Raw genomic sequence first — 23,529 nt, forward strand, 5'->3', positions numbered from 1 at the left:
TAATCCGGTTGGATTAACAATTTTATTCGCAAGGGTTGAAATCTAAAATTTCCCCGTTTTCTTTAACTATTTTGGCAATTGATTCTTCTGCAACCTGTAATTTTTCATTACAAATATTTACTAATTTCATAGCTTTGTTAAATTCATCAATTGCATTATCCAATGGTACATCACCAGTTTCTAGTTTATCAACAATTTCTTCTAATTTTTCCAGACTTTCTTCAAAACTTAAATTTTCCATTATATCACCTTTGTATTTACTGTTCCGTCATTAAATTCAACATCAAGCTTGTCTCCTTTTTTAACATCTTTTGCAGAAGAGACAACTTTATCATTGCTTTTTGCTAACGTATAACCTCTTTTCAATGTCAGAAGAGGGTTTAAAATTTCTAATTTTTCAATATTTCTTAAACATGCTTCCCTTTTTGATTTTGTTATTTCGATGGGATTTTTCATTATAATTGAGTTTTCCAAATTGGATAATTTTGTTTTATTGTCCTTGATTATGCTTTTTGATACATAGTTCAATTTGCTGACTAAATTGTCCAAACTCATGCTCTTGATTTCATAAATCGATTCGGGATTTTTAAAGATTTGTTTTTTGGAAATGTGCTTTAACTTAGTTTTATTTTGCACAATCTCATTGTTCATATTCTTGATTAACCTGTTTGAAAGTTGGATTACATTATTTTTAACACTGTTTATGTCTGGAACAGCAATCATCGCAGCTCCTGTTGGTGTGGGGGCTCTTTTATCAGCTACAAAATCAGATATTGTAAAGTCGATTTCATGGCCTACCGCACTTATCACTGGAACTTTACAGTTATAAATCGCATATGCAACAATTTCTTCATTAAACGGCCATAAATCCTCAATGCTGCCTCCTCCTCTGCCAACAATTAATGTATCGATATCAGAGATTTGAGCATGATTGATCTGCTTTACGATTTGAGGGGCGGCCAGGTCTCCTTGAACTAATGTTGGAAAAATCAATATTTCACAAATCGGATATCTTTTCTTTATGGTTGTAATAATGTCCCTAATTGCAGCGCCTGTCTGTGCTGTAACAACTCCGATTCTTTTGGGATATTTGGGTATTTCTTTTTTATGGGAATCATCAAATAATCCTTTTCGTGAAAGTTCTTTTTTCAGCTGTTCAAAAGCAAGGTGCAAATTTCCTTCTCCGTCCTCTGTCATTTTAGTGGCATATAATTGATAGTTTCCGTTTTTTTCATAAACTTCAATTTTGCCCTTTATTATCACTTTCATTCCGTTTTCAGGTTTAAACTTAAGGAATCTGTCTTTATTGCCTTTAAACATCACTGCATCGATTTTTGATTTTTCGTCCTTTAGTGTGAAATAGCTATGTCCGCTGGGATATTCTTTATAGTTGGAAATTTCACCTTTAATAAGAATATTTTTCAGATTTGAATCAAATTTCAATTTTTTGTTAATGTAGGCGTTAATCTGAGATACAGTATAAGTTTCTTTTTCCATTTCTTCACCTTAAAATCAATAGTGTTAGTATGTTGTTTATAATTAATACAATTTTCTTATGAGTGGTCTATTTTTACTATTAGAAATATGAGAAATATATTTTAAATTGAAAATACATATTAAAAAATAGGTGTTTTTTTATGAGAATCAAAGAAGATTTATTTGGTAAAGAAGTTCTCGATGCAGAAATTCAAATTGTTGGAAAAGTTTCAGATGTTCTTTTTGACAAGAACACTTTTGAACTTACAGATTTAGTAATTAAAAAAACAGGATTGTCAGAACAAATCAAAGCCAGTGAAAATATTGTTCCGGTGGAATTGGTAAAAGTAATTGGTGATAAAATTTTACTTAAAGGTGAAGATGATATATAAATGATTTATATGGCTTCAAAAGAATATTTAATTGATTTATTAAAAGAGAACAAGGTATTTCTTGAAGGCGATTTCACATTATCTTCCGGAAAGAAAAGTAATTATTATATTAACATGAAAAAGGCTATTACTGAACCTGAAATTCTTTCCACCATTTCAAAATTGATTACTGAAAAAATTAATTTGGATGAAATTGATAAGGTTGCAGGACCTGCTTTGGGTGCAGTTCCGATTGCCACTGCTGTTTCTTTGGAATCTAAACTTCCATTATTAATGATTCGTAAAGAAAAGAAAGGTTATGGTACTTCTAAACTCATTGAAGGCGAATTGAATGAAGGTGACAATGTTATTGTTGTTGAAGATGTTTCAACAACCGGAGGTTCACTTTTAAAAGCCATTAAAGCTATTAAAGAGAATGGAGGTAATGTAAAAAGAGCTTTTGTAGTGGTTGATCGCCAGGAAGGGGCAATTGAAGAATTTGAAAAAGAAAATATTGTATTGGAACCTTTAATAAGTGTTAATGAATTTTTTGACTAAAAAAAATAAATAATGATGAAAAATTAATTTCATCATTTTTTAACATGATGAACAAAATGGGGAAGTTCATCGATAATTATGCTGAATGCGGTTTTAACGGCATTAGGAGAGCCGGGCATGGAAAAAATAACTGTTTTTTTATATATTCCTGCTGTAGCTCTTGAAAGTAATGCTCCAGGACCGATTTCATCATAAGATTTTGCTCTAAACATCTCACCAAAGCCATCAAGTTTTTTTTCGAAAAGTGCTTCAACCGTTTCAACTGTGATATCGCGGGAATCAAGACCTGTTCCTCCAGTTGTTAGAATAACATCAATATCATCATCAATCATATTTTCGATAGATTTAATCAAATCGTCTTTTTCATCAGGAATTATAATTCTAGATTTTAATGTGTATCTGGAGTTAATTTCCTCAGCCATGTATTGGCCGGACAAATCAGCTTTTTGTGATTTTCTGCTATCGCTTAGAGTGATTATGCCACAAGCAATATCATTTGATGACATTTTTTGATGTTCAAAGGTTGTTTTACTTTTCATCTTTTTTACCTTTTAATTCAATTTTAAGAAATTTTCTAATTAGACTATATTCTTCTATGCAATTATATAACTTTCTGCTCGGATAATATAAATAGCTATTTGAAAATTTTTCTTTTTCCAGATATTTATAATCAATCATGATGTCTAAGTGATAGGTTATTGTTTTATAGTCTAATTTCAACACTTTTGATAACTGATTTGCATTGCTTGGATGATGCAATATTTCATCAGTTATTATGACGGTAGTTATACCGCCTTTTCTACCTATTAATAAATTAGCAAGTTCTTTGTCCTTGAATTTTTCCATTTTCAAAAGTAATTTATTATTTGACATGATTAACCTCTTTTTTTATTCAATTGGAAAAAATTGAATTAGATTCAACGCCCATCTCAATGCATTTTCATCTTTTCCAATCAATATCTGGGAATCATCATAATGTCCATCTTTTAAAAATAATGTCAGTGACATAAAATTCTTAGAATATGTTAAAAATAATTTTAAATCGTGTTTAATGCATTTCACCCTCACTTTTTCGTGTTTAATCAAATTTTCTTCTAAATCAGGATTTTCTTTAATTGAAGTTAGGATTTTATTGTTAACTATCAACTCTAGGCTTTGTAGCCGATTTTCATTTAAAAGATTAATCATGTGTTTAAAGTGATTTTCGGAGTATATCGGCAGTATTATGTGCAGTTCTTTCGATTCTGAAATCAAATCAATGTATTTATTGAATGCGTTTGATAAATCACTTGTAGTTGATGTTTCATATTCCGCATCTTTTAAAAGATAAATGTTATTTAGAAGACTTTCAGGAATATCGGATAAATCGTGGTTATTCCAAAATTTTTCACTTTTATTAATTGAATACCAGTTTTCAATTAATTTTATCATGTTTGTTGTTAGAAGATATCCGTTTGATGTCAGTTCGTAGTGTTTTTGAACTTTTTGAATCAGATTTATATTTTCCAATTCTTTAAGCCCGTGCAGTATTGTTGCTGAAGGCTTTTTTAGTTCATTTCTTAGTTGTTCCAGATTTTTTGATTCTTCGTAAATTGACAATAGTAATCTTGTTCGCATGCCTGATGTTAAAATGTATTTTACATTTTGATATTCATCACTTAGTTCTTTTTTGGTTTGAACGTTGGTCATTCAATCACGTCCTGTTTGATATTTTCAAATAGATTTCTAGCCCATTTCTGTGATTTTTTGCTTTGTGAAATTAATATTCTGTTTTGATCGAAGCTTTCATCTTCCTTGAATAATCCGAAACTCATGGTTTCATCACAAAGTGTTAAATATACTTTCAAATCATCTTCAAAGAGATGAATTGCTAATCTTTTTTCTTTAATTGACTTTTTCCTGATTTCAGCATCAATTCTTGATGTTATTGGATTGAGTATGCTTTTTGGAATTATCAGTTCAACATTTCCATTGTCTTTTAATATGTTCTCAATTAACTGAGGATATTCCGGATGCAGATATGGAAAAATTGCTTTAACGGATTTTGAGTTCATCATTTGACTTTTGATGGTGTTGTGGGTTTTATAAATGTCAAGCGGTGTTGTTTTTATCAGTTCACAATCATTTAAATCAGTGAGGTTTTTCATACACTCAATACTTAGCTGATTTAGGTCATGTTTGTCCCAAAATTCCGTATAGTCTTGGATTATTTCCACGCTTTCTTTAAAGTCCATTAAGGTCTGGTAATATATTTTTGCTTTATGGTTTAGGTAGTATTTTGTTTTTATTTTTTTAATGTAGTTTTTCTGCTCTAATTTTGATATATTGCTTGATACGGAACTGTAGGTTATTTTTGTTTTTTTAACAAGTTCCTGTATGCTGTTAGGTCCGCTTTTCAATTCACTTAAAATTTTCAGCCGAATTTCCGACTTTGCAAGAAATTTGATATCATTGTTGATTTCGTTGTGAAAATCCATATCGGTGTTCCTCCAATTTTTTTATAATATCAAATTTTTTCATTTAAATTTAAATAGATTTTTCCAAAACTCTCCCAGAAGTGTCCCAAATCTATTTCATGTTTTTATCATACTTAGTTTAATGTTCTCAATCGTATGTAATATTTTTATGTCTAAATATCAATTTTGCCGTTGTCTTTTTAATTACTAAAATTTATTAATTTATAAAATTTAATATATCAATATGGAAATTTGTTATATATTGGATGCATCAGCTTTCATTAATGGATTTAAATTGGATTTTGATAATAATTACACAGTTCCAGAAATTACTGCTGAAATTAAAGATTTTGAATCTAGACTGACATTTGACATGGCCATTGATGAAGGCAAACTTCTCATACAGGATGTCCCGGACAGGTATATATCTTGTGTTAATGATATCATATCTGATTCCGGTGATATTTTAAGGTTGTCTTTGCCTGATAAAAAATTAATATCCCTTGCTTATATGTTTTTAAAAGAAGGAAGGAATGTTAAGGTTATTAGTGATGATTACACTATTCAAAATACACTTAAAATAATGAATATTCCTTATTCCGGAATTATAACCGGAGGAATTAAAGAAATTTACAACTGGAAAAAAGTTTGTGAAGGCTGTAAAAAGCAGTACGGTGAAGATTATCCTTTTGATGATTGTGAAATTTGCGGATCAAAAATATTTAAAAAAAGAATTAAGGTGAACAGATGAGAATAGGTATAGTTGTTCATGGCCCAAATATTATTGATTCGGGATATGCTTTAAAGTTGATTAACTTGCTTAAAAATTATGGGGATGTTTCAGTAAGGCTTGGGGGAACAATAGGCCGTACGGCGGTTATTGATGCGAGTTTGGAAAATATTATTGATATTTCCCGCAAATTGGTTCCGAGCGATTCCCTAAAAATCTTTCACGATGAGGATGTTGATGTAATTTTTTTAATTAATTACGGCAAATCCGACGTTACAGGTCAGGTTTTCGGATATAAGGTTTATAACCATTATGTAAATAAAATATCCGATAATAATATTCCAGTAATTCAAATTGAAAGGCCTGGTGAACATGACGGCAGCATAATTCCATGGAATAATGATTCAGATATTGCTGGAGATTTGTCTGAAAAATTAGGTTTGGATATTGTTTCTCCGGAAGAGGTCTATAAAAACCACATCAAAAGTGATGATGAGGGGGTTAATCAGCGAATTGTTCATGGAGTAAGTCCTGGTGAAAATATAATGGTGAATAGTGTCATCATCGGCAGGACAAATTCGGATAAGCTTACATTAATATCCCGGAATAATCGTATTGTTGATATTGTCGGCGGCGAACTTAAACAACATGGCCTTGAAAAATTAGGTGAGGTTGATTTGGATAATGCAATTATAAAAACAGGGCTTTTAAGGCATGCAAAAGTCACACCAAGAGTTATTTCAAATGATAAATCTGATGAGTTTAAAATAACCTTTTTAGACCATGCCGGTGAAGATGTTTATGAATTTGTAGATTCGTCGTTGGTTGTCACAATTGGTGATGATACGACTTTAATATCTTCCGATATTTTATATAGATTTGACATACCTATTATTGGAATAACTGATGGGGATCTGGATAAAGTTGTGGAAGATGGATTCAAGGTTAAAAATTCTGTTATTTTCGAAGTTGAAAGCGGTTTTGACGATATTGTTGGTCGGGATATTAAAAGAATAGTCTTTGAGGGTAAGCTGGAATCATATGACTATTCAAACATCAGTGAAGTTAAAGACAAAATTGTTGAAATAATAAATAATATTAATTGCAAATACAATATTAGTTATATTGATTAAGTAGGAAGTGTGATCTTTGGATTTTAAAAATCTTGTTAGTGAAATTCAAGAATTTAAAGGAGTGTCCCGTAAAAGTTCAATAAATAATGTGATTTCTACTCTAAAGGAGGCATATAGTGTTTCCGGAGATGTTGTTATTGATATTGGAGATGATGCCTCAGCTATAGATATAGGAAACAATCAGGTAATACTCATGGCTGCCGATGGTATTTGGGGAGATATTATGAATGTAAATCCCTACTGGGCAGGATATTGTTCTGTTTTAGTAAATGTAAACGATATTGCTGCAATGGGGGGGAAACCTTTAGCCATGGTTAATATAATGTCAGTTTGTGAAGAGGGCATTTATGAAGATTTGCTTAAAGGCCTTAAAGACGGATGCTTGAAATTTGGCGTCCCTATGGTTGGCGGGCATTTACATCCCGATGCAGAAGTCGATTCAATCGGAGTGGCTATTGTAGGTATTGCCCAAAAAAATAAACTTATAACCAGTTTTGGAGCCGAAGTTGGAGATAAAATAATTGTAGCTATTGACCTTGATGGAAAACCTCATGAAATGTTTAACTTGAATTGGGATACAACTTATGATAAAGATGCACAGCTTGTCAGGGATCAGATTACAGCAGTTCAGTACCTGGCAGAAAATGATTGTATAAAATCCGGAAAGGATATTTCAAATCCTGGAATTTTGGGAACTTTGGAAATGCTTTTGGAGACTTCTAAAAAAGGAGCTGTTGTCAATTTGGAAGATATTCCTAAAAATGAAAATATCGAATGGGCGGATTGGCTCAAATCATATCCAGGTTCAGGATTTGTTTTTACGGCAAATGAAGACAAATGTGAATTTATTAAGGAATATCTGAAAAAATATTCTATTGAAGCAGCAGTTGTTGGTGAGATAACTGATTCAAGCAGCCTTTATTTAAATTATGGTGATGAACAGGCTGAAGTTTTCAATCAGGAGAAAAACCCTGTCTTTCTTTTTAGATAATTTTGGATTTGCATAACTTATAATTTTAATTTAATTTTATGTTATGGTTTTTTTTAATAACTAAAAAAATAATTAAGGATTGCACATTCTGCAAGAAGTGTATCCCTGATTAATTGCATCGTTTCTGTTTGAGAAAAATACTTTATTGTACTCGGCCATGCGGCTAACTCCTCTGCAGTTAGGAGTGTGGAATTTTCCAGAATTTGCATTTCCGATGTATTTGGCAGAACCTGATGAGCTTGTAGATTTTGTGCTTGTAGGGCTACTTGATGATGAGCTGTGGGTTGTATCTACATGAGTGCCATTAGTTCCCCATTCAAATGGATTGAATTCACTTGGAGGCATGTACATGATTTCGGCAAGACCTTCTTTTAAAAGCATTTCATTTACATTTTTTCCGTCAACAATCACTACTGCTAATGTTCGTCCATAACGGTCAAAGCCTTTTGAATCATCAATATCGATACCTACTTTTTTATTTAAACATAATTTTTGAACAAAGTTTTTAGAGGTGATGTAACCTTCAACACCACGTTCAGGAGTGTTTACTCCAACGAAACGTATTTTTTTACCATTGTCCAGATAAATGGTATCTCCATCAACCACTTTTGTACAAACTCCAACTTCTTCAACATGGCAGTCCGTTTTATTGTATTTTCCTAAAATATCTGAAGCCGAAAGGTCCTGGTATTTTGAAGCGGGAATGTCATGTGAAAAACCGGTTCCCACATAGGCACTAGCTATCGAAACTGTTCCAAGTGCAATAACAAGAATGATTAGTAAAGAAAAAAGATGTTTTCTATTAATTGTCATTTTTTCCCTCCTTAAGATAATGTTATCATTTTGTGTTAATATAACTTTTGTAAATATAATAGTTTTAATATATGATAATGATAATAAATATATATGTTATAAATTCTTAAATTAGGGGATTACATGTTAATAAAAATTAATGGAGAAGAAATTGATGTTGCCGAGTCTTCAACAATTCATGATGTAATTGACAAGACCAATGCACCATATGCTCCTGGCAGTATTGTTTGTTTAATTAAAGGTAAACAAGAACTGGAAAAAAATGTTAGTAAATATAAAATTAAAACTAATAAAGGTTCTATTATTATCCAATTAGATGAATCTGATGAAGCCAAACCTCTTGTTGACGTTTGGAAAAATCAATATGGTGAATTCAATGATTTAAACATTAGATGGTCTACTTCTATTGAAGTTGCTGTCGGTCCTATTGTAACTGATTTAGAACCTACTTCTGAGGAATACAAATATTATGAAGGAGATGTGGTTTTAAGTTTATCTAGTTTTAGTAACGAGTCTACTCATTTGATAATGCTTAAAGAGAACACCACTAATGTTTATAGTGTACCGCAATATAATAAAGGTATTTTTGCACATATTATAGGCGGTAAAAAAACTTTAGAAAACTTAACAGATGATGATAAGGTAATAGGCATCGAACCGATTATTGAAAGAAGCATATCAACAGACAGAGTTTCAATTTCTGATTTAAGCACCGTATTGCAAGAAGGCAATGAGTTATACACATATATCTCATTTGAAATTGATGAGGATTCTCCAATCTGTGTTGAACACTTGTTTTCTTATATTAAAGATGACAAACTTAAAGTTTCATATGATTGTGAATCGTTTTTAGGTTTTTATGACTTGGAGGGTATTGATAAGCCAAAAGAACATAATACTCAAAGAACTAGAGGAACAATCACTGTAAGAAATGAAGGTGTTGGTGTTGGTAAGTTATTCATTTATCGTGAAAACAGAGTTTTATATCCGAACCACACTACTGTTGGAAGAGTTTTAAACGGTATGGAACTGATTGACATTGCAAAAGAAAATGATTTTATCACTGTTAAATCACAGCAAAAGCAGTTAATGCTATTGAATAAAACTCAAAGTGAAGCTACCGATATCTTGTCTGCAGCATGTGTTGAGCATGTAATGGAGGGACTTGTTGATGATGATGCAATTATTGTTGAACAAAGCCCCCAATACACTGTTGATATCCTAAAGGAAGGTAAAGTCATAACCAAATCAATTAAAAAAGATGACTTGTGCACAATTAAGTTTGTAGATAATGCACCAAGGTCTGTAAGATACTTTAAATTGCTGTCAGGACTTTTAGAAAATCCTGTAGGGCAAATTAAAATCCACTTTTCAGTTCCGGGGATGCATATTGTTATTTTTGAAGGGGACAAAAAGGCAGCTAAAGGTTTAATACCTGAAAATAATCCTGTTGATAAGGTAATAAGGGGTCAAATAGGAATTACTAATATGGCTTCAAAAAGTGCCGGTTTAATCGGTATCCGATTTGAGGACAATTCAGAATTCGGTCCAACAGCGGAAAACTTTGAAGCGACTAATATAATTGGGGATATCACTTCTGATTATGATTATCTTGAAAAATTAAAAGAGGGAGTTGTAGTGTATGTTACAGAATCTAACAATGAGTCCTGATTTAGGTACTGAAGATTGGGATCCTGATGTAATTACTCGTATGATTTTTATTGGGCCGGGAGCTCATGTAAGTGAACAGCAGATTGTCAATGAGTTTCACATGCTTGACTTGCCACTTACTATTAAAAATACTTGTTATGGGTCCATGATTAGTGGAAAAAGTAAGGATGTTTATAAGGCTATCGAAGAAATTAGAAAACTGGATCCAAATCACATTTTTACAAAAGAAAGAGGTTTTGCTCCAGGTGACCCTAGAAGATGCAGAGGGCACAGGTTTGGTCCAAGAGAAGGTTTCCACCAAATGGAAAAAGAATACCGGATACTCGGTTTTGTTTCTGAAGCTTTAGAAAACCCTAAAGAAGTCGAAGTTGAAGATAAAAAACCAATTAAAGTTGACGAATTTAAAAAAATCATGAATAAATGTTTAGAAAATAAAGAATAGGTGAAAAACATGGTTAAAATAGCTATTTATCCTCCAAATTCATTAATCTTAGCAGATTTACTTGAAAGAAAAGGACATACTCCTTTAGTTCTTCAAAAACAAATCAGGCAAAAAATTAAAGACCCGGAGATTGATTCTCCTCCAATGAATCTTACAAGTGATGATCCGATTAAAGGGCTTAAATACGCGGCAATTGAGGTTCCTTCAGGTGTTCGCGGAAGGATGTCAATTATTGGCCCTCTTATTGATGAGGCTGAAGCAGCCATTCTTGTCGACGGAGCTCCATACGGCTTTGGCTGTGTTGGATGTGAAAGAACTAATGAATTGTCAATTTTTCTACTTAGGAATAAAGGCATTCCTGTATTGGAACTTGATTATCCTACTAATCAGGATGAAACATATGTGATGGTAAATAAAATTAATGAATTTGCAGATTCTTTACAAGAAAACAGTGGGGAGGAATAATAATGGTAAAGATTGCTTTGGTTTCATGCGGAACCGAATATAGTGGAGTTCAAAAGGAAATTGAAAAAGCAGCAAATAAGTTTGGTGCTGAGATTATTCTTCCTGAAATTGATTTGGATTATATTGATGAATCTTATGAGAAATTTGGATTTTCAGCTCAAAGTTCAAGTTTAAAGCTAATGATTGCAAGGGCTATGGCTATTGTTGAAGGCAGGTCTAAACCTGATGCAGTATTTATTGCAACCTGTTTTAGATGTGCAGAAGCAGCACTGGTTAGAAATGAAGTAAGAAGATTCATACAAAACAATACTCGTATTCCTGTAGTTACCTATTCATTTACTGAGAGAACAAAAGCAGATGAGTTATTCATCCGTATGGAAGCACTGGCTACTACTGTAACTCGTAGAAACATTTTGGCCCGTGAAAAACAAGAAGGCCTCACTCTCGGTTTGGATTCCGGTTCAACTACTACAAAGGCAGTGCTTATGGAAAACAATAAGGTTATTGGAACTGGTTGGACATCCACAAAAGATATTGTTGAGTCTGCAAAAATAGCTGCTGCTGAAGCATTTGGCGAAACTGACTATAAATGGGATGATGTTGATGGTATTGGAACTACAGGTTATGGCAGATTCACTATGGGTAAGGAATTTGGTGCTGAACTTATTCAGGAAGAATTATCAGTTAATGCAAAAGGTGCAGTATACCTTGCTGATTGTCAAAAGGGTGAAGCTACTGTTTTAGATATTGGTGGTATGGACAATAAGGTAATTACTGTAAATAATGGTATTCCTGATAATTTTACTATGGGAGGTATTTGTGCAGGAGCATCCGGAAGATTTTTAGACATGACCTCACGCAGACTTGATGTTGATATTACTCAGTTAGGTCCTCTTGCTGTTCAGGGGGATTGGAGAAATGCCATGTTGAACTCTTACTGTATTGTATTTGGTATTCAGGACCTTGTTACTACATTGGCGGCAGGAGGTTCCAAAGCGGACGTGGCTGCAGCGGCATGTCACTCCGTATCTGAACAGGTTTATGAACAGCAACTTCAGGAAATTGATATTCGTGAACCTTTAATTCAGGTAGGTGGAACAAGTTTAATTTCAGGTCTTGTTGAAGCAGTAAGTGATACTTTAGGAGGAATTGATGTTATTGTGCCGGAATATTCCCAGCATATCGGTGCTGTAGGTGCTGCTCTTTTAGTATCCGGTATGGGACGCAGACAAGATGACAAATAAATAATATTAAAGAGGGTTGGTTTGATGTTAGTTGAATGTTATGATGAGAGAGGCGCAGAAGTTTATGAAATCATCATTAAACAGATTTTTCAAGATTTAGTTTTAAGTTCATCTGTTGATGATTTAAAGGCGTATGTAAATCCTGATGACCCCGTATTTGTTTTAGCTATTAAGATGAGGAAAACTTCCAATGCTATTAAATTTGAGGATGTGGCTAATCTAATCTATGATAAGCAAAATGATGTCACAAGAATTTTAATTGATAATGAGAATTATCTTCCCCATATCCTAAAAGAACTGTGGAAACAATTTTCAAGAGAGGAAATATATCAGCCAAATAGATATCAACTTGAAATAGGTGGGGATCACACAGATTTAAAAACAATCATTGTTGATGACCCTCATTCTAACTTACAAAGGCGCATTTACGATGCAATCTTTAGAATATTGCCTGAAGGATTTAAAATTATTAAGGATTTATCTACTGAGAATATTGTGACTGTTGTAGCTACTGATGAACTAATTAAAGATGCATGGATTGAAAAAGCCAATGAGTTTATTGATGAGTTGAATAAAGGAATGTAGAAAAATTTATATATTTGTTCGTATCAATACAAAATAACAGTAGTTATATTTTAGAGGAGTAGTGGTATTATGAATGGACATAACGGTTCAAGATTTGCACATATTACAAGAGCACATCCATGTTTTAATGAAAAAATGCACGATAAAGTCGGAAGAGCACATGTACCTGTTGCACCGAAATGTAATATCTTTTGCAACTTCTGTACAAGAGATATTAACAATGAAGAAGACAGGCCGGGTGTAACAAGTTGTATTATGAAACCGGATGATGCAATTACTCATATTAATGATGTTACTGCAGATGGACCTATTGCTGTTGTAGGGGTAGCAGGACCTGGAGATTCACTTGCTAATGATGAAACATTCGAATTTTTTGAAAAATTAGCAGCTGAACAACCGGATTTAATTAAATGTATGAGTACTAACGGACTTTTACTTCCAAAATATGCAGATAAACTTGCAGAAATTGGAGTAAACTCTGTCACTGTTACAATCAATGCAATTGACCCTGAAATTGCTGAGAAGATTTATTCTTTCATAAAATACGGTGGAAAAGTTTATAAAGGCCGTGAAGCAGTTGAAATTTTAATTAAAAATCAGCTGGAAGGTATTGAGAGGGCAGCTGCTAACGGGCTTGTTGTTAAAGTAAATTCCGTTTTAATTCCTGGAGTAAATGATGAACATATTGTTGAAATTGCCCGTGAAGTTGAAAAACGCGGTGCGGCTTTAATGAATGTTTTGCCTTTAATCCCATTGGGAAAAATGAAAGATCTGCAGAGGCCTGACTGTTCTATGATGGAAAAAGTCAGAGAAGAAGTCGAAGAGATTATACCTGTATTCAGAGCATGCACTCAATGTAGGGCGGATGCTTACGGAATTCCCGGTAAAAAAAGCGAAGACCATCATTTAGGAATGACTCCACAAAGTCATTACTAAACTTTTTTTTTTATTTTCAGCTGTTATCACTGTTAACCGCATATTTTTTTAAACATTAGTTTTATAGCAATATTAAATATGGATAAAATACATATTTATTAATTGATATTTATTTTATTTTTATCAATGAGGAAAAGATATTATGGTTAAAACTTATGTTTTTGGACATAAAAGTCCAGATAGTGATTCAATTACTTCAAGTTTAGTAATGGCTAATTTAGAAAAAGAACTGGGCAATGAACATGCTCAAGCTTACAGATTAGGAAATCTTAATAAAGAAACTGAATTTATTTTAAATTATTTGGGTATTGATGCGCCTGAGCTTTTAGAAAGTGTTGAAGATGGTGCGGATGTTATTTTAGTAGATCACAACTCTCCTGCAGAGTCTGTTGAAAACTTAGAAAATGCAAACATTTTAAAAGTTGTCGATCATCATAAACTGGCTTTAAATACTTCTTATCCTTTATCTTTAAGATTCGAACCGGTTGGATGCACCGAAACAATTCTCTGTAAGTTATATGAGGAAAACAATGTTGGGATTTCAAAGGAAATTGCAACTTTAATGTTGTCAGCAATTGTTTCAGACACTTTGCTCTTAAAATCTCCAACCACAACTGAAGATGATGAAATGGCTGTTGAAAAACTTGCCAAAATAGCTGAAATTGATGTGGAGGAATATGGTTTGGAAATGCTTAAAGCAGGAACAGATTTAAGCAGTTTTTCAATTGATGAAATTTTAGCTTTAGATGCAAAACAAATTGATTTTAAAGATGTCAAATCTATTGTCAATCAGATAAATACTGCAAGCATTCCTGATGTTTTAGAAATGAAAGATGATTTGGAAAAGGGTATGAATAAAATCATTGAAGATGAAAATCTTGATTTGTTCATGCTTTTAATCACTGATATTGTAAACAGTAATTCTCAAGTAATTGCTTTGGGAAAACATGCCGATTTGGTTGAAAAAGCATATGGTGTAAACCTTGAAGATAACATGGTTCTGCTTGAAGATGTAGTTTCACGTAAAAAACAAGTTGTACCTATCATGACTGAAAGTGCATAATTTTTTTTTAAAAAACTTTTTTTTCAGTTTTTTATAAAAATTTATAAATGATAATAGAATAAAGTATTATGTAGATGTATTTTTAATACATTTCTAATCATCCATTTTGGATATTTGAATATGGGAGCATAATTATAAAAACCTTTAATTGTATTTTCATACATTAAAAAAATTAGAAACTAACGCTAATTATGCTTTCCTATTTATTTACTATTTTTTTTAAAACAGGGTGTTATTATGAAAACACTTGAATGGGAAGATAATAAATTAAAGTTAATAGATCAAACAAAACTTCCTGATGAGTTAAATTATGTTTATTGTGAAAATTATCGGGATGTTATTGTAGCAATTAAAGATATGATTGTTCGCGGCGCTCCAGCTATTGGTGTTTCAGCCGCTTTTGGAATGGCCTTGGCAGACATTGAAGGTGTTTCTTTAGATAAAGCGGCTTCGGAAATTAAAGCTACAAGACCAACAGCGGTAAATCTTTTTTGGGCAGTTGATAGGGTTTTAAACAGTGACAATGCCTTAGCCGAAGCATTAAAAATGTATGAAGAGGACATGGCAACAAACAGGGCTATTGGAAAATTCGGCTGTGAAGTTATCGATGATGGAGACACTATTTTAACTCACTGTAATGCGGGGGCTCTTGCATGTGTTGATTATGGGACAGCACTTGGAGTAATCAGGGCCGCTCATGAACAGGGAAAAAATATTAATGTGATATGTGATGAGACTCGTCCTCGCGGGCAAGGAGCAAGTTTAAGTGTTTGGGAAATGCAGCAAGAAAACATTCCGGTTAAACTAATTCCCGATGTCGCTTCAGGATTTTTAATGTCTCAGGGAAAAATTGATAAGGTTGTAATCGGCGCAGATAGGATTGCACGCGGAGGTGTTGTAAATAAAGTTGGATCATTAATGGTTGCACTTGCCGCCAAACATCATAATATTCCGTTTTACGTTGCAGCTCCTTATTCTACCTTTGATCAGGAAATCTCAATATTTGACACAGTCATTGAAGAGAGGGATGGTGATGAGGTCAGATATTATGGCGGAGCAAGAATTTGTCCTGAAGGCACTGATGTGATTAATCCTGCTTTTGACATAACTCCAAAAGAATTGATAACCGGAATCATCACCGAAAAAGGAATTATTGACCCGATTTAAATAATTCCATTCTTTTTTTTATTTTAAAAATTTCACATAAATTTCTCGATTATTGTATACTATTTATATTAGTTAGTTTATACTAAATTCATTAAAGGGTAATTTGTTAAGTTAGGTGAGGTGTATTATTTTGGATAAAAAAATAGTGTTTGTCTTATTTACATTAATTGCTGTTTTAGCTTTGTTTTTGGTTTCGGCTAATGACAATCCTTCAGATAAGTCCAACAGGACAATATTGAATGTATCCTCTGAAGGGCCTTTAAACCTTTCCAAGGTTATTAAGGGCATTAAAACTAATCCGTTATACGAAGATTGTGATAACAAAACATTGAGGTGGATGGATTCATTAGGCGACAAGTATGTTTTCACTTCCTCTGATGAAATTGTAATTATGGATAAATGTGATGCAGATAAGATCCCCTCAATTTTCATTTGTGATGTATATATCTATGAAATCATTTCATGCAATGTTTTGGAAAACCGTTCATTAGGCGATAATCACAGGGATGTTTTGCTAGTCAGTGATGTTGAATTTATCAAACAGGAGGAATATCATGTATTGGTTTAATAATGGTGTGTGGTGTTTTAAATCTCATCTATATTATTTTTCCGTCGATAGCCACATGCCATTCTCCAGGCGATGTTGATTTGACTTTGCGGCAATTGATTATTTCAACTTCTTTTCCGGCTTCATTTGCAGCACTTTTTAATCGTTTTATGCCCTGTTCATATGAGTCGGAAAACTCATAATAATTGATTATTCCACCATCTTCAATTAAATTGACAGCCACATCAAGGAAAGTATAGGCAAGTCCCGGCAAATTCATAATTATTCTATCAAACTTGGAGTTAAATTCACTGCTGACCTGTCTTATATCTCCGAGGCAAGTTTGAATATTGCCTTTCAACTTATTTAACTTAATATTTTCATCTAAATATCTTATTGCAGATTCATTAATATCAACTGCAGTTATATCAACATCTTTATTACGGGCTATTACAATGGGAAATGGTCCGATTCCACAGAACATATCCAATATTCTTTCCCCATCCGTAACACTTTCCATAACACGTTTTCTTTCTGTTGCAAGTCTTGGGGAAAAATAAACTTCACGAACATCTAACTTTAATCTTGCGCCATGTTCCCTGTGGATTGTAACCGAATCATCCTTTCCTGACAGGAATTCTAAATCCCGGACACGTGTTGTTCCTTTAATCGCACTTTTCTTCATGTAAATTGATTTTCTTTTTGTAAACTTGAGCGCAGCATCTCCAATAATCTGTTTTTTATCCTGTAATTCTTCAGGGATTTCTAAAATCACAATATCTCCTACAGTGTCAAAGGAGGTTCTTAAATTTTCAATTTCCTCATCAGTTAATTCATTTTTAAGCAATTCAGAAAAATTATGTGGAACTTTTTTCATTGGTTCAAGTTCAACATCAACAATCTCATAATCATCAGTATCTTCATTTATTGGAATATATCCGAAATCGCCGGAGGCTTTTATTTTATATTCCATATTCATCATATCATTTTCCATTAATTTTATGCGAACATCATTTAATTGTTTTAACGGAACTTTTACACATTTCATAAAGTTTTTTATGTTTAAATTATTATATAATATATATGTTTTATTTAGTGGGTTTAGGACTATTTGATGAAAAGGACATATCCTTAAAAGGATTGGAATGTTTGAGAAATGTTGATAAAATTTATGCCGAGTTTTTCACCTCAAGATTATTCGGCTCAAGCTTTGATGCTATTGAAGAACTAATCGGTCAAAAGATTGAAGTTTTAGTAAGGGGCGAAGTTGAAGAGGAAAGTAAATTTATAAACGAAGCTAAAACACGGGATGTTGCTTTAATTACTGGTGGCGATCCCCTAATTGCAACAACCCACAGTGATTTTTTAGTTCAATGTTCTAAAAAAGGAATTGAGTATGAAGTTATTCATGGTTCATCAATTTTATCTTCAGCTCCTGCAATTTCCGGTCTTCAGGGTTATAAATTCGGTAAAGTAACAACCATTCCGTTTCCTGATTATAATTTTTATCCGAAATCTCCTTATGAAGCTATTGAAGAAAATTTAAAAATGGATCTTCACACTCTTGTTTTACTTGACATTCAGGCTCACAAGGACCGTTATATGACTGTTAACCAAGGTTTGGAATATTTGATGAATATCCATGATACTCTTGACAGGGAAGGTTTGGTTTGTGAAAACACTTTGGCAATGGGTATTGCCCGTGTAGGTTCAAAAGATGTTTGTGTTAAAGCAGGTGCAATCAGTGAATTGATTGATTTTGATTTTGGAGGTCCGCTTCACTGTATTGTAATTCCATCAAAACTTCACATTGTTGAGGCGGAATATCTGGTGGAAGTTGCTGGAGCAGATTCAAGTATTCTTGATGATGTTTGATTTAAAATAAGGGGGGAGAAGAAGTAGTACTGTTTTTCCTACTTCTTTTTGTTTTTTCATGATTTTCTTTAGTGATTAAAGAGGCTGATTTGTGTTAATCAAGGATATGAATTTTACTTCATATCGTATATTAGTTTTATTTTAAAAATATTTAAATCTTTTTATTTTATTTTTTCAATGTCTGTTAAAAAATAGTTACAATAAATTTAATTTTTTTTAATTTTAAAAAAGAAAAGGGGGGGAGTGGAAGTAGGATGTTTCTTCTACTTCCTAAAATAAACATTTTCTATCATTTTGGAGATTATAAAATGATTGATGTTTTTAATATTTGAAATGAATTTTTCTTCATATCGTTTATTAGTTATATCTTACTATTATATAAATCTTTTTATTTGATTTTTCAGATATTGCCGTGTAAGTTACTTTGACATTCAATAGAATTTTTAAATAATTGTTTTTATAAAATATATCTTGATGAAATTTAAAAAGACAATGGGTTTTTATGATTCAAATAGACTTGGGGACATTTTATTCATTTTCCATAAGAATCATAAAAAATATCTCAATGATGAACTTTCCAAGTATGATTTGAGCTTAATACAGGCATTATGTATTCTGATGATTTATGAAAGCGGGGAATTAAATCAAAAGGATTTGTCTGAAGGATTATATTTAACTAAAGGTGCAATTACAAAAGCGATTAAAAAATTAGAAAGTGGGGGATGGGTCGTGCGTGAAAAATCCTCTAAGGATAAGCGTTATTATATTTTAAAATTATCTGATAAAGGTGAAGATTTTATTCCGGTTATGGATGAAATCAATAAAAACTGGGAATCCAAAATGGGATTGGATAATTTAAATCCTGATTTTATGAATGTGTTTAATGAATTAACTTTAAAAGCTATTGATTTGAATTTAAAAAAAAATGAAAAGGATTAATATTCGTAAAATCCTTTTCCAGCATTAACGCCTGTTTCACCGGCGTCGATTTTTTCTTTAAGCATTTTGGCAATTTTTCCGGGGGTGGTTTCAGGATCTTTTGATTCAGGATTCATAACCACAATATTATAAGCAGTTTCAAGTCCCACAATGTCCAGTATGTGGAAAGGCCCTACAGGAGAACCGGTTGCTAAAATCCAAGTTTTATCAATTGTTTCAGGATCTGCTACATCATTTGCAAGCAATGCCTGGCCTGCATTTAAGAATGGAACCAGAAGGGAGTTTAATATATAACCTGGCTGCTCTTTTTTAAGTTTTAAAGGAATCATGTTGATGTCCTCAGCAAACTTGACAACCTCGTCATAGTATTTCTGTTCAGTTCCCGGATGGCCCATTACTTCAGCAGTATTGTTTGCCCAAATTGTGTTTGCAAAGTGCAGTGAAAGATATTTTTCAGGTCTTCCGGTATATTCGGCAAACATTGATGGAAGCAATGTTGATGAGTTTGTTACGAGTATTGTTTCATCTTCCATATGCTTTGCCAATTCTTGATAAAATTCAATTTTATGTTCCGGATTTTCAGAAATGGCTTCAATAATTAAATCAGCATCTTTCGCCGCTTCTTCATAACTTGTTGTTAATGTTAAACTATCATATGCGTTTTGTGCCTGTTTTTTCAGTTCATCTAATTCTTCAGAACTTAATTCTGTTTTTTTAGATAAACCTCTGCAGTATGCACTTGCATCTGTTTTCATTTTTTCAAGAGTATCAACATAGATGTTTTTAAACCTTTCGAGTTTTGGTTGAGCTCTTTTTATAGATCCTTCACTTCTAAGCCAGATTGCAACATCAAATCCACAGTATGCTGATTGAAGGGCAATTTGACTTCCAAGTACTCCTCCGCCTGCGACAACGACTTTTTTTATACTCATTTTAAAAACCTCAATAGTTTACTTGTATACTATTTTATATTGTTTTTACTATATAAAATGCTAAGTTTATTAAGTATCGATAATAAAAAAATATATATGGATGGATTAAACAGTCTGCAAAAAAGGAACAATTCCTTAAAATCAAAATTAAGGCACAAACAATTAAAATATGGGATTTATCCTTTTAAAAAACTTAATAAAAATCAATTAAAGGTTTTAAATGCATATAAATCGAATAAATCTCTTTGCAAAGCAGCATCAAGTTTGGGCATGGATAAACATACAGTTATGGATTGGTACATTTGGGGGATCTGTGGAAATCCTAATTTTAGACAGTTTTATTTGGCCGTTGCACATATTAACGGTGATTCAACCAGAAGCCATGATGATATTGTTTCACAAGTCGGCGAAATCAAAAAAGAGGATAAAATCTCTAAAATAGGAAATGCATGGGCTTACACTACTCAAATCGATGATAAAAAGATTTCCGTCATGTCCGGTGATTTAGATAATTTAAAGCAAAGAATAAACTCTCAAAATCTCTCTTCTGACTATTAGATTCAAAAATATTCCTGTTTAATTTTTCTAATTAAAATGGGAAAATGTCAATTTTTAAAAGTTAATGACAAAATGCTCTTAAAATTGACTAAAACATTTATTAACTTGTATGAACTATCTATTTTTATGACTCGAAACAGACGTGTTACCATTACTGTCAATAATGACATTGACTTGCATTTTCGCAAAATTGCTTCAAGTAAGATGTTATTTAAAACAGGATGGTACTCAAAAGCTATTGAAGAAGCAATGTTGCTGTGGATAGAAAATGAAAAGATTAAATAATTTTTTCCCTTCTATTTCTTTTTTTAATCATTAACTATTTAAATTAAACTAATCTATTTATTATTATAGAGTGGGTGTCAAAATGGATAATGACGAATTTAGAACTGTTAGAGTTTATACAAAAAAGTATACTAGTAAAGATAAAGACGGCAATACTGTTGAAAAGGAATCTCAACAAAAACAAGTTAGCCTTAAAAAAGAAGACCCTTTTGAAGATAATGATTTGGTAAAGGTAATGGCTCAAAATGAATATGAATCATTGCTGGACAATCAGTTTTCAGATTCAAAACTTGATGAATTTTATCATACAATCGAGGCTAAGGACGCTGAAATTGAAAACCTCAAAGATCAGATTCAAACCCTTAAGGGCTCATTTTTCGAGGATGTTGATTCTCTTAAGGAAAAACTTTCAGATAAGGAAGAGCTTTTAAAAGCAAAAGATGAAATTCACGAGCTAAACAAAAAAATCACTAAAATCGACGATGAAAGAGTAGCTATCTTTAAGGAATTGGACTATAAAAATAGAATGATTTTGGCTTATAATGTTGAGTTAAACAAATCTATCTTAAGCGCCATTAATGTTGTTATCGATGAGGCAAGGGATAATATTAACAAAAGAAATGCCGAACTTGTTGACGGTTTGGAAAAATCCATTGAAAAAGCCAAACATGATGTAAATGAAAAGAATAAAGCTATAGCATATGAAATAAACAGCACTGTTGAGGACATGAATGAGCAGATTAGAAATACCAGCACTATTAAAATGGTTTTAAATAAAAAAAGGATTAATTTAAGAGTACCCACTGATGATCTGCTTAAACCATTTGACTTTGACTTTGACGTTGAACAATTGCTTTCAGGACAGGCTTTGGAACTTGATGCTGCTGAAATATTAAAAGAAGTCATGCCAAAACTTCCGGAACCATTTTCTAAATATATTGAAACTATTGAAGAGGAACCTGAAACTATTGAAGTTTCATCAAAAAAAGAGGATTAGTCCATGAAAACTGTCAACACGGGAAATATTTCATTTAATTATCCTGATAGCTGGGAAGTTGAAAAAACAGACACATTATCCAATCCTGATTGTGTTGCCACTCTATCTAAAGGACAAGATAATTTAATTAATGCAGTAATGTTTCCGACTGATACAAATCTTGATGATTATAAAATTTTCATGGAAAATGTGATTTCTGATGATGGCGGGGAAATTTTAGCTTCTGATTTTATTCAAATTGCAGATAAAGATGCTGTTAAGCTCCATGCTAATATTGACACTCCTGAAATTAACTTTTACATCCATACTTATGTATTTATAGAAAATAAGGAAATCTATATTTTTGAACTAAGAACATTAGACGTTTCAGGCACATCTGAAATCGAGTTCAAAAATATTATTTCATCTTTTGAAATTTTAAAATAACTGAGTATGCTCCAACAGGTAATCCATGTGATTTTTATCAAGTATTTTTAAAGTCGAGATGTTTTGAGGTGTTGTAGCTGAACGTTCTTCTACAAGATTTCTCAAAGACCTGTTTTTCATGTGTGCATGGATTTCTTTTATTACAAATTCCATATTTTCAAGATTCTTTTTTTCCAAATCCTTTTGGGAAATATTTTCATAAATGGGATATGAATTCAAATCATATGATTTTGTTGGGGTTTGCAAAACATTTAAATGACTGTAATAATTTGCAGAATCTGTTAAAAATCCATCAACTCCCATATATGTTAAAATTGGCATAAAAGACAGTTCTGCAAATGGGAATATTAAATAACTTGATTTTTTAGCCGCTTTCTTCAGTGAAATTACAAGTTCAACAAGATCTCTTGAGTTGGTAAGCAATGCGTCGCCATTTGCTATTATAAATCCATTGTATCCGATTTCTTCCAGCTTCTTTAAACATTCAATTCTTAAATCAGTGTATTTTGAACCTTGGATTACTGCAATATCGCAATTGTCAACATTTTCACCAGCAAGTCTTAATGTTTCTTTTACATTAAATTCTGCAATCTCACGGTCGATATTATGTGCAGAACCTTCACTTGGCGCTATTTTCAATTCATTTCTAAAAAATATTTTGGGTGTAAGTTCACCATCGATTTTTCCAATCCTTCCAGGCCCGTCATGTGATTTGATTTCGAATTTTTTTATCATTTAATTCTTCCCTATTTTCTTTCTATATTTATTAATTGTATTTTTAAGTTTATAAAAATTTTTCATTAAATGTAACCTTTTAGATTACACTATTAAAAAATTTAGTAACCTTTATATATGGTTTTTTAAAGAGT

General features: G+C 32.2%; 30 protein-coding genes. 20 read left to right on the top strand and 10 right to left on the bottom strand.

Translation table 11 applies throughout. The features are described 5' to 3' along the window. Positions 1-22: 22 nt before the first annotated feature. Both xseB and xseA read right to left on the bottom strand, forming a co-directional pair. Positions 23-241 (bottom strand): exodeoxyribonuclease VII small subunit, encoded by a 219-nt coding sequence (xseB, locus tag Q4Q16_RS03895; RefSeq protein WP_303346407.1) that lies wholly within the window; start codon positions 239-241, stop codon positions 23-25. Continuing rightward, positions 241-1,497 carry an exodeoxyribonuclease VII large subunit gene (gene xseA, locus Q4Q16_RS03900; protein ID WP_303346408.1) on the bottom strand — a complete coding sequence of 419 codons (1,257 nt, stop codon included), beginning with the start codon at positions 1,495-1,497 and terminating at the stop codon, positions 241-243. The genes xseB and xseA overlap by 1 nt, the downstream gene beginning before the upstream one ends. Positions 1,498-1,637: 140 nt before the next feature. On the opposite strand from xseA, the gene Q4Q16_RS03905 reads away from it, so the two are divergent. After that, positions 1,638-1,868, top strand: coding sequence for a PRC-barrel domain-containing protein (locus tag Q4Q16_RS03905; RefSeq protein ID WP_303346409.1), 231 nt, complete (start codon positions 1,638-1,640; stop codon positions 1,866-1,868). A 9-nt stretch (positions 1,869-1,877) separates the two neighbouring features. Beyond that, a complete protein-coding gene (gene pyrE / locus Q4Q16_RS03910; RefSeq protein ID WP_303346471.1) occupies positions 1,878-2,405 on the top strand; it encodes an orotate phosphoribosyltransferase in 528 nt (175 codons plus the stop codon). A 32-nt stretch (positions 2,406-2,437) separates the two neighbouring features. On the opposite strand, the gene Q4Q16_RS03915 is transcribed toward pyrE, so the two are convergent. The 4 genes from Q4Q16_RS03915 to Q4Q16_RS03930 are packed head-to-tail and all read right to left on the bottom strand — an operon-like array spanning position 2,438 to position 4,882. Beyond that, complete coding sequence (locus Q4Q16_RS03915; protein WP_303346410.1) at positions 2,438-2,944, bottom strand: molybdenum cofactor biosynthesis protein B; 507 nt, start codon at positions 2,942-2,944, stop codon at positions 2,438-2,440. Continuing rightward, positions 2,934-3,278 carry an ArsR family transcriptional regulator gene (locus Q4Q16_RS03920; protein ID WP_303346411.1) on the bottom strand — a complete coding sequence of 115 codons (345 nt, stop codon included), beginning with the start codon at positions 3,276-3,278 and terminating at the stop codon, positions 2,934-2,936. Before Q4Q16_RS03920 ends, Q4Q16_RS03915 begins: the two co-directional genes overlap by 11 nt. 15 nt (positions 3,279-3,293) lie before the next feature. After that, positions 3,294-4,094, bottom strand: coding sequence for a winged helix-turn-helix domain-containing protein (locus tag Q4Q16_RS03925; protein WP_303346412.1), 801 nt, complete (start codon positions 4,092-4,094; stop codon positions 3,294-3,296). Next, positions 4,091-4,882: a winged helix-turn-helix domain-containing protein gene (locus tag Q4Q16_RS03930; RefSeq protein ID WP_303346413.1), complete on the bottom strand. Its 792-nt coding sequence runs from the start codon at positions 4,880-4,882 to the stop codon at positions 4,091-4,093. The genes Q4Q16_RS03925 and Q4Q16_RS03930 overlap by 4 nt, the downstream gene beginning before the upstream one ends. A gap of 223 nt (positions 4,883-5,105) precedes the next feature. Here Q4Q16_RS03930 and Q4Q16_RS03935 point away from each other — a divergent pair, with 223 nt between their 5' ends. Genes Q4Q16_RS03935 through Q4Q16_RS03945 form a run of 3 tightly spaced genes read left to right on the top strand, consistent with a single transcriptional unit; the run spans position 5,106 to position 7,715 of the window. After that, positions 5,106-5,612 carry a ribonuclease VapC gene (locus Q4Q16_RS03935; protein ID WP_303346414.1) on the top strand — a complete coding sequence of 169 codons (507 nt, stop codon included), beginning with the start codon at positions 5,106-5,108 and terminating at the stop codon, positions 5,610-5,612. Then, positions 5,609-6,724: a DUF2117 domain-containing protein gene (locus Q4Q16_RS03940; RefSeq protein WP_303346415.1), complete on the top strand. Its 1,116-nt coding sequence runs from the start codon at positions 5,609-5,611 to the stop codon at positions 6,722-6,724. The genes Q4Q16_RS03935 and Q4Q16_RS03940 overlap by 4 nt, the downstream gene beginning before the upstream one ends. 16 nt (positions 6,725-6,740) lie before the next feature. Next, entirely contained in the window at positions 6,741-7,715 is a 975-nt protein-coding gene (locus Q4Q16_RS03945) for a methanogenesis marker 2 protein (protein WP_303346416.1), read from the top strand. 72 nt (positions 7,716-7,787) lie between these two features. Here the strand turns inward: Q4Q16_RS03945 and Q4Q16_RS03950 are convergent, their stop codons facing one another. Next, entirely contained in the window at positions 7,788-8,528 is a 741-nt protein-coding gene (locus Q4Q16_RS03950) for a thermonuclease family protein (RefSeq protein ID WP_303346417.1), read from the bottom strand. Between the two features lie 123 nt (positions 8,529-8,651). Between Q4Q16_RS03950 and Q4Q16_RS03955 the strand changes: the two genes are divergently transcribed. The 9 genes from Q4Q16_RS03955 (at position 8,652) to Q4Q16_RS03995 (ending at position 16,669) form a co-directional block, all read left to right on the top strand. Further along, the gene (locus tag Q4Q16_RS03955) at positions 8,652-10,199 is read left to right on the top strand and encodes a methanogenesis marker 3 protein (protein WP_303346418.1); all 1,548 of its coding nucleotides are present in this window, start codon (positions 8,652-8,654) and stop codon (positions 10,197-10,199) included. Then, positions 10,171-10,641: a methanogenesis marker 6 protein gene (locus tag Q4Q16_RS03960; protein WP_303346419.1), complete on the top strand. Its 471-nt coding sequence runs from the start codon at positions 10,171-10,173 to the stop codon at positions 10,639-10,641. The genes Q4Q16_RS03955 and Q4Q16_RS03960 overlap by 29 nt, the downstream gene beginning before the upstream one ends. Positions 10,642-10,650: 9 nt before the next feature. Continuing rightward, positions 10,651-11,106, top strand: a complete 456-nt coding sequence (locus tag Q4Q16_RS03965; RefSeq protein WP_303346420.1) for a methanogenesis marker 5 protein — start codon at positions 10,651-10,653, stop codon at positions 11,104-11,106. Between the two features lie 2 nt (positions 11,107-11,108). Beyond that, positions 11,109-12,350, top strand: a complete 1,242-nt coding sequence (locus Q4Q16_RS03970) for a methanogenesis marker 15 protein (protein WP_303346421.1) — start codon at positions 11,109-11,111, stop codon at positions 12,348-12,350. Between the two features lie 24 nt (positions 12,351-12,374). Then, complete coding sequence (locus Q4Q16_RS03975; RefSeq protein ID WP_303346422.1) at positions 12,375-12,935, top strand: methanogenesis marker 17 protein; 561 nt, start codon at positions 12,375-12,377, stop codon at positions 12,933-12,935. 69 nt (positions 12,936-13,004) lie between these two features. Further along, positions 13,005-13,871: a radical SAM protein gene (locus Q4Q16_RS03980; protein ID WP_303346423.1), complete on the top strand. Its 867-nt coding sequence runs from the start codon at positions 13,005-13,007 to the stop codon at positions 13,869-13,871. Between the two features lie 142 nt (positions 13,872-14,013). Further along, entirely contained in the window at positions 14,014-14,934 is a 921-nt protein-coding gene (locus Q4Q16_RS03985; protein WP_303346424.1) for a manganese-dependent inorganic pyrophosphatase, read from the top strand. 237 nt (positions 14,935-15,171) lie between these two features. Then, the gene (mtnA, locus tag Q4Q16_RS03990) at positions 15,172-16,101 is read left to right on the top strand and encodes an S-methyl-5-thioribose-1-phosphate isomerase (RefSeq protein WP_303346425.1); all 930 of its coding nucleotides are present in this window, start codon (positions 15,172-15,174) and stop codon (positions 16,099-16,101) included. A gap of 130 nt (positions 16,102-16,231) precedes the next feature. Continuing rightward, positions 16,232-16,669, top strand: coding sequence for a hypothetical protein (locus tag Q4Q16_RS03995; RefSeq protein ID WP_303346426.1), 438 nt, complete (start codon positions 16,232-16,234; stop codon positions 16,667-16,669). Positions 16,670-16,697: 28 nt separating this feature from the next. On the opposite strand, the gene Q4Q16_RS04000 is transcribed toward Q4Q16_RS03995, so the two are convergent. Further along, complete coding sequence (locus tag Q4Q16_RS04000; RefSeq protein WP_303346427.1) at positions 16,698-17,696, bottom strand: class I SAM-dependent methyltransferase family protein; 999 nt, start codon at positions 17,694-17,696, stop codon at positions 16,698-16,700. A gap of 35 nt (positions 17,697-17,731) precedes the next feature. Here Q4Q16_RS04000 and dph5 point away from each other — a divergent pair, with 35 nt between their 5' ends. Together dph5 and Q4Q16_RS04010 are read left to right on the top strand one after the other, a co-directional pair. Then, positions 17,732-18,523 (top strand): diphthine synthase, encoded by a 792-nt coding sequence (gene dph5 / locus Q4Q16_RS04005; RefSeq protein ID WP_303346428.1) that lies wholly within the window; start codon positions 17,732-17,734, stop codon positions 18,521-18,523. A gap of 474 nt (positions 18,524-18,997) precedes the next feature. Next, positions 18,998-19,462 (top strand): MarR family winged helix-turn-helix transcriptional regulator, encoded by a 465-nt coding sequence (locus Q4Q16_RS04010; RefSeq protein ID WP_303346429.1) that lies wholly within the window; start codon positions 18,998-19,000, stop codon positions 19,460-19,462. Here Q4Q16_RS04010 and Q4Q16_RS04015 read toward each other — a convergent pair. Then, a complete protein-coding gene (locus Q4Q16_RS04015; protein WP_303346430.1) occupies positions 19,459-20,394 on the bottom strand; it encodes a 3-hydroxyacyl-CoA dehydrogenase in 936 nt (311 codons plus the stop codon). The two genes, Q4Q16_RS04010 and Q4Q16_RS04015, sit on opposite strands and share 4 nt — an antisense overlap. Before the next feature lie 270 nt (positions 20,395-20,664). Between Q4Q16_RS04015 and Q4Q16_RS04020 the strand changes: the two genes are divergently transcribed. The 4 genes from Q4Q16_RS04020 to Q4Q16_RS04035 all read left to right on the top strand — a co-directional run bounded on the left by Q4Q16_RS04020 (position 20,665) and on the right by Q4Q16_RS04035 (position 22,660). Further along, positions 20,665-20,952, top strand: coding sequence for a hypothetical protein (locus Q4Q16_RS04020; RefSeq protein WP_303346431.1), 288 nt, complete (start codon positions 20,665-20,667; stop codon positions 20,950-20,952). A gap of 36 nt (positions 20,953-20,988) precedes the next feature. Continuing rightward, positions 20,989-21,237 carry a hypothetical protein gene (locus Q4Q16_RS04025; RefSeq protein WP_303346432.1) on the top strand — a complete coding sequence of 83 codons (249 nt, stop codon included), beginning with the start codon at positions 20,989-20,991 and terminating at the stop codon, positions 21,235-21,237. A gap of 82 nt (positions 21,238-21,319) precedes the next feature. After that, complete coding sequence (locus Q4Q16_RS04030) at positions 21,320-22,234, top strand: hypothetical protein (protein ID WP_303346433.1); 915 nt, start codon at positions 21,320-21,322, stop codon at positions 22,232-22,234. A gap of 3 nt (positions 22,235-22,237) precedes the next feature. Then, positions 22,238-22,660, top strand: a complete 423-nt coding sequence (locus Q4Q16_RS04035; protein WP_303346434.1) for a hypothetical protein — start codon at positions 22,238-22,240, stop codon at positions 22,658-22,660. On the opposite strand, the gene Q4Q16_RS04040 is transcribed toward Q4Q16_RS04035, so the two are convergent. Beyond that, entirely contained in the window at positions 22,652-23,395 is a 744-nt protein-coding gene (locus Q4Q16_RS04040; protein ID WP_303346435.1) for an archaeosine tRNA-ribosyltransferase, read from the bottom strand. The genes Q4Q16_RS04035 and Q4Q16_RS04040 overlap by 9 nt on opposite strands. Between the last annotated feature and the right edge of the window lie 134 nt (positions 23,396-23,529).

Source organism: Methanobrevibacter sp. (assembly GCF_030539875.1).
GTDB lineage: Archaea > Methanobacteriota > Methanobacteria > Methanobacteriales > Methanobacteriaceae > Methanocatella.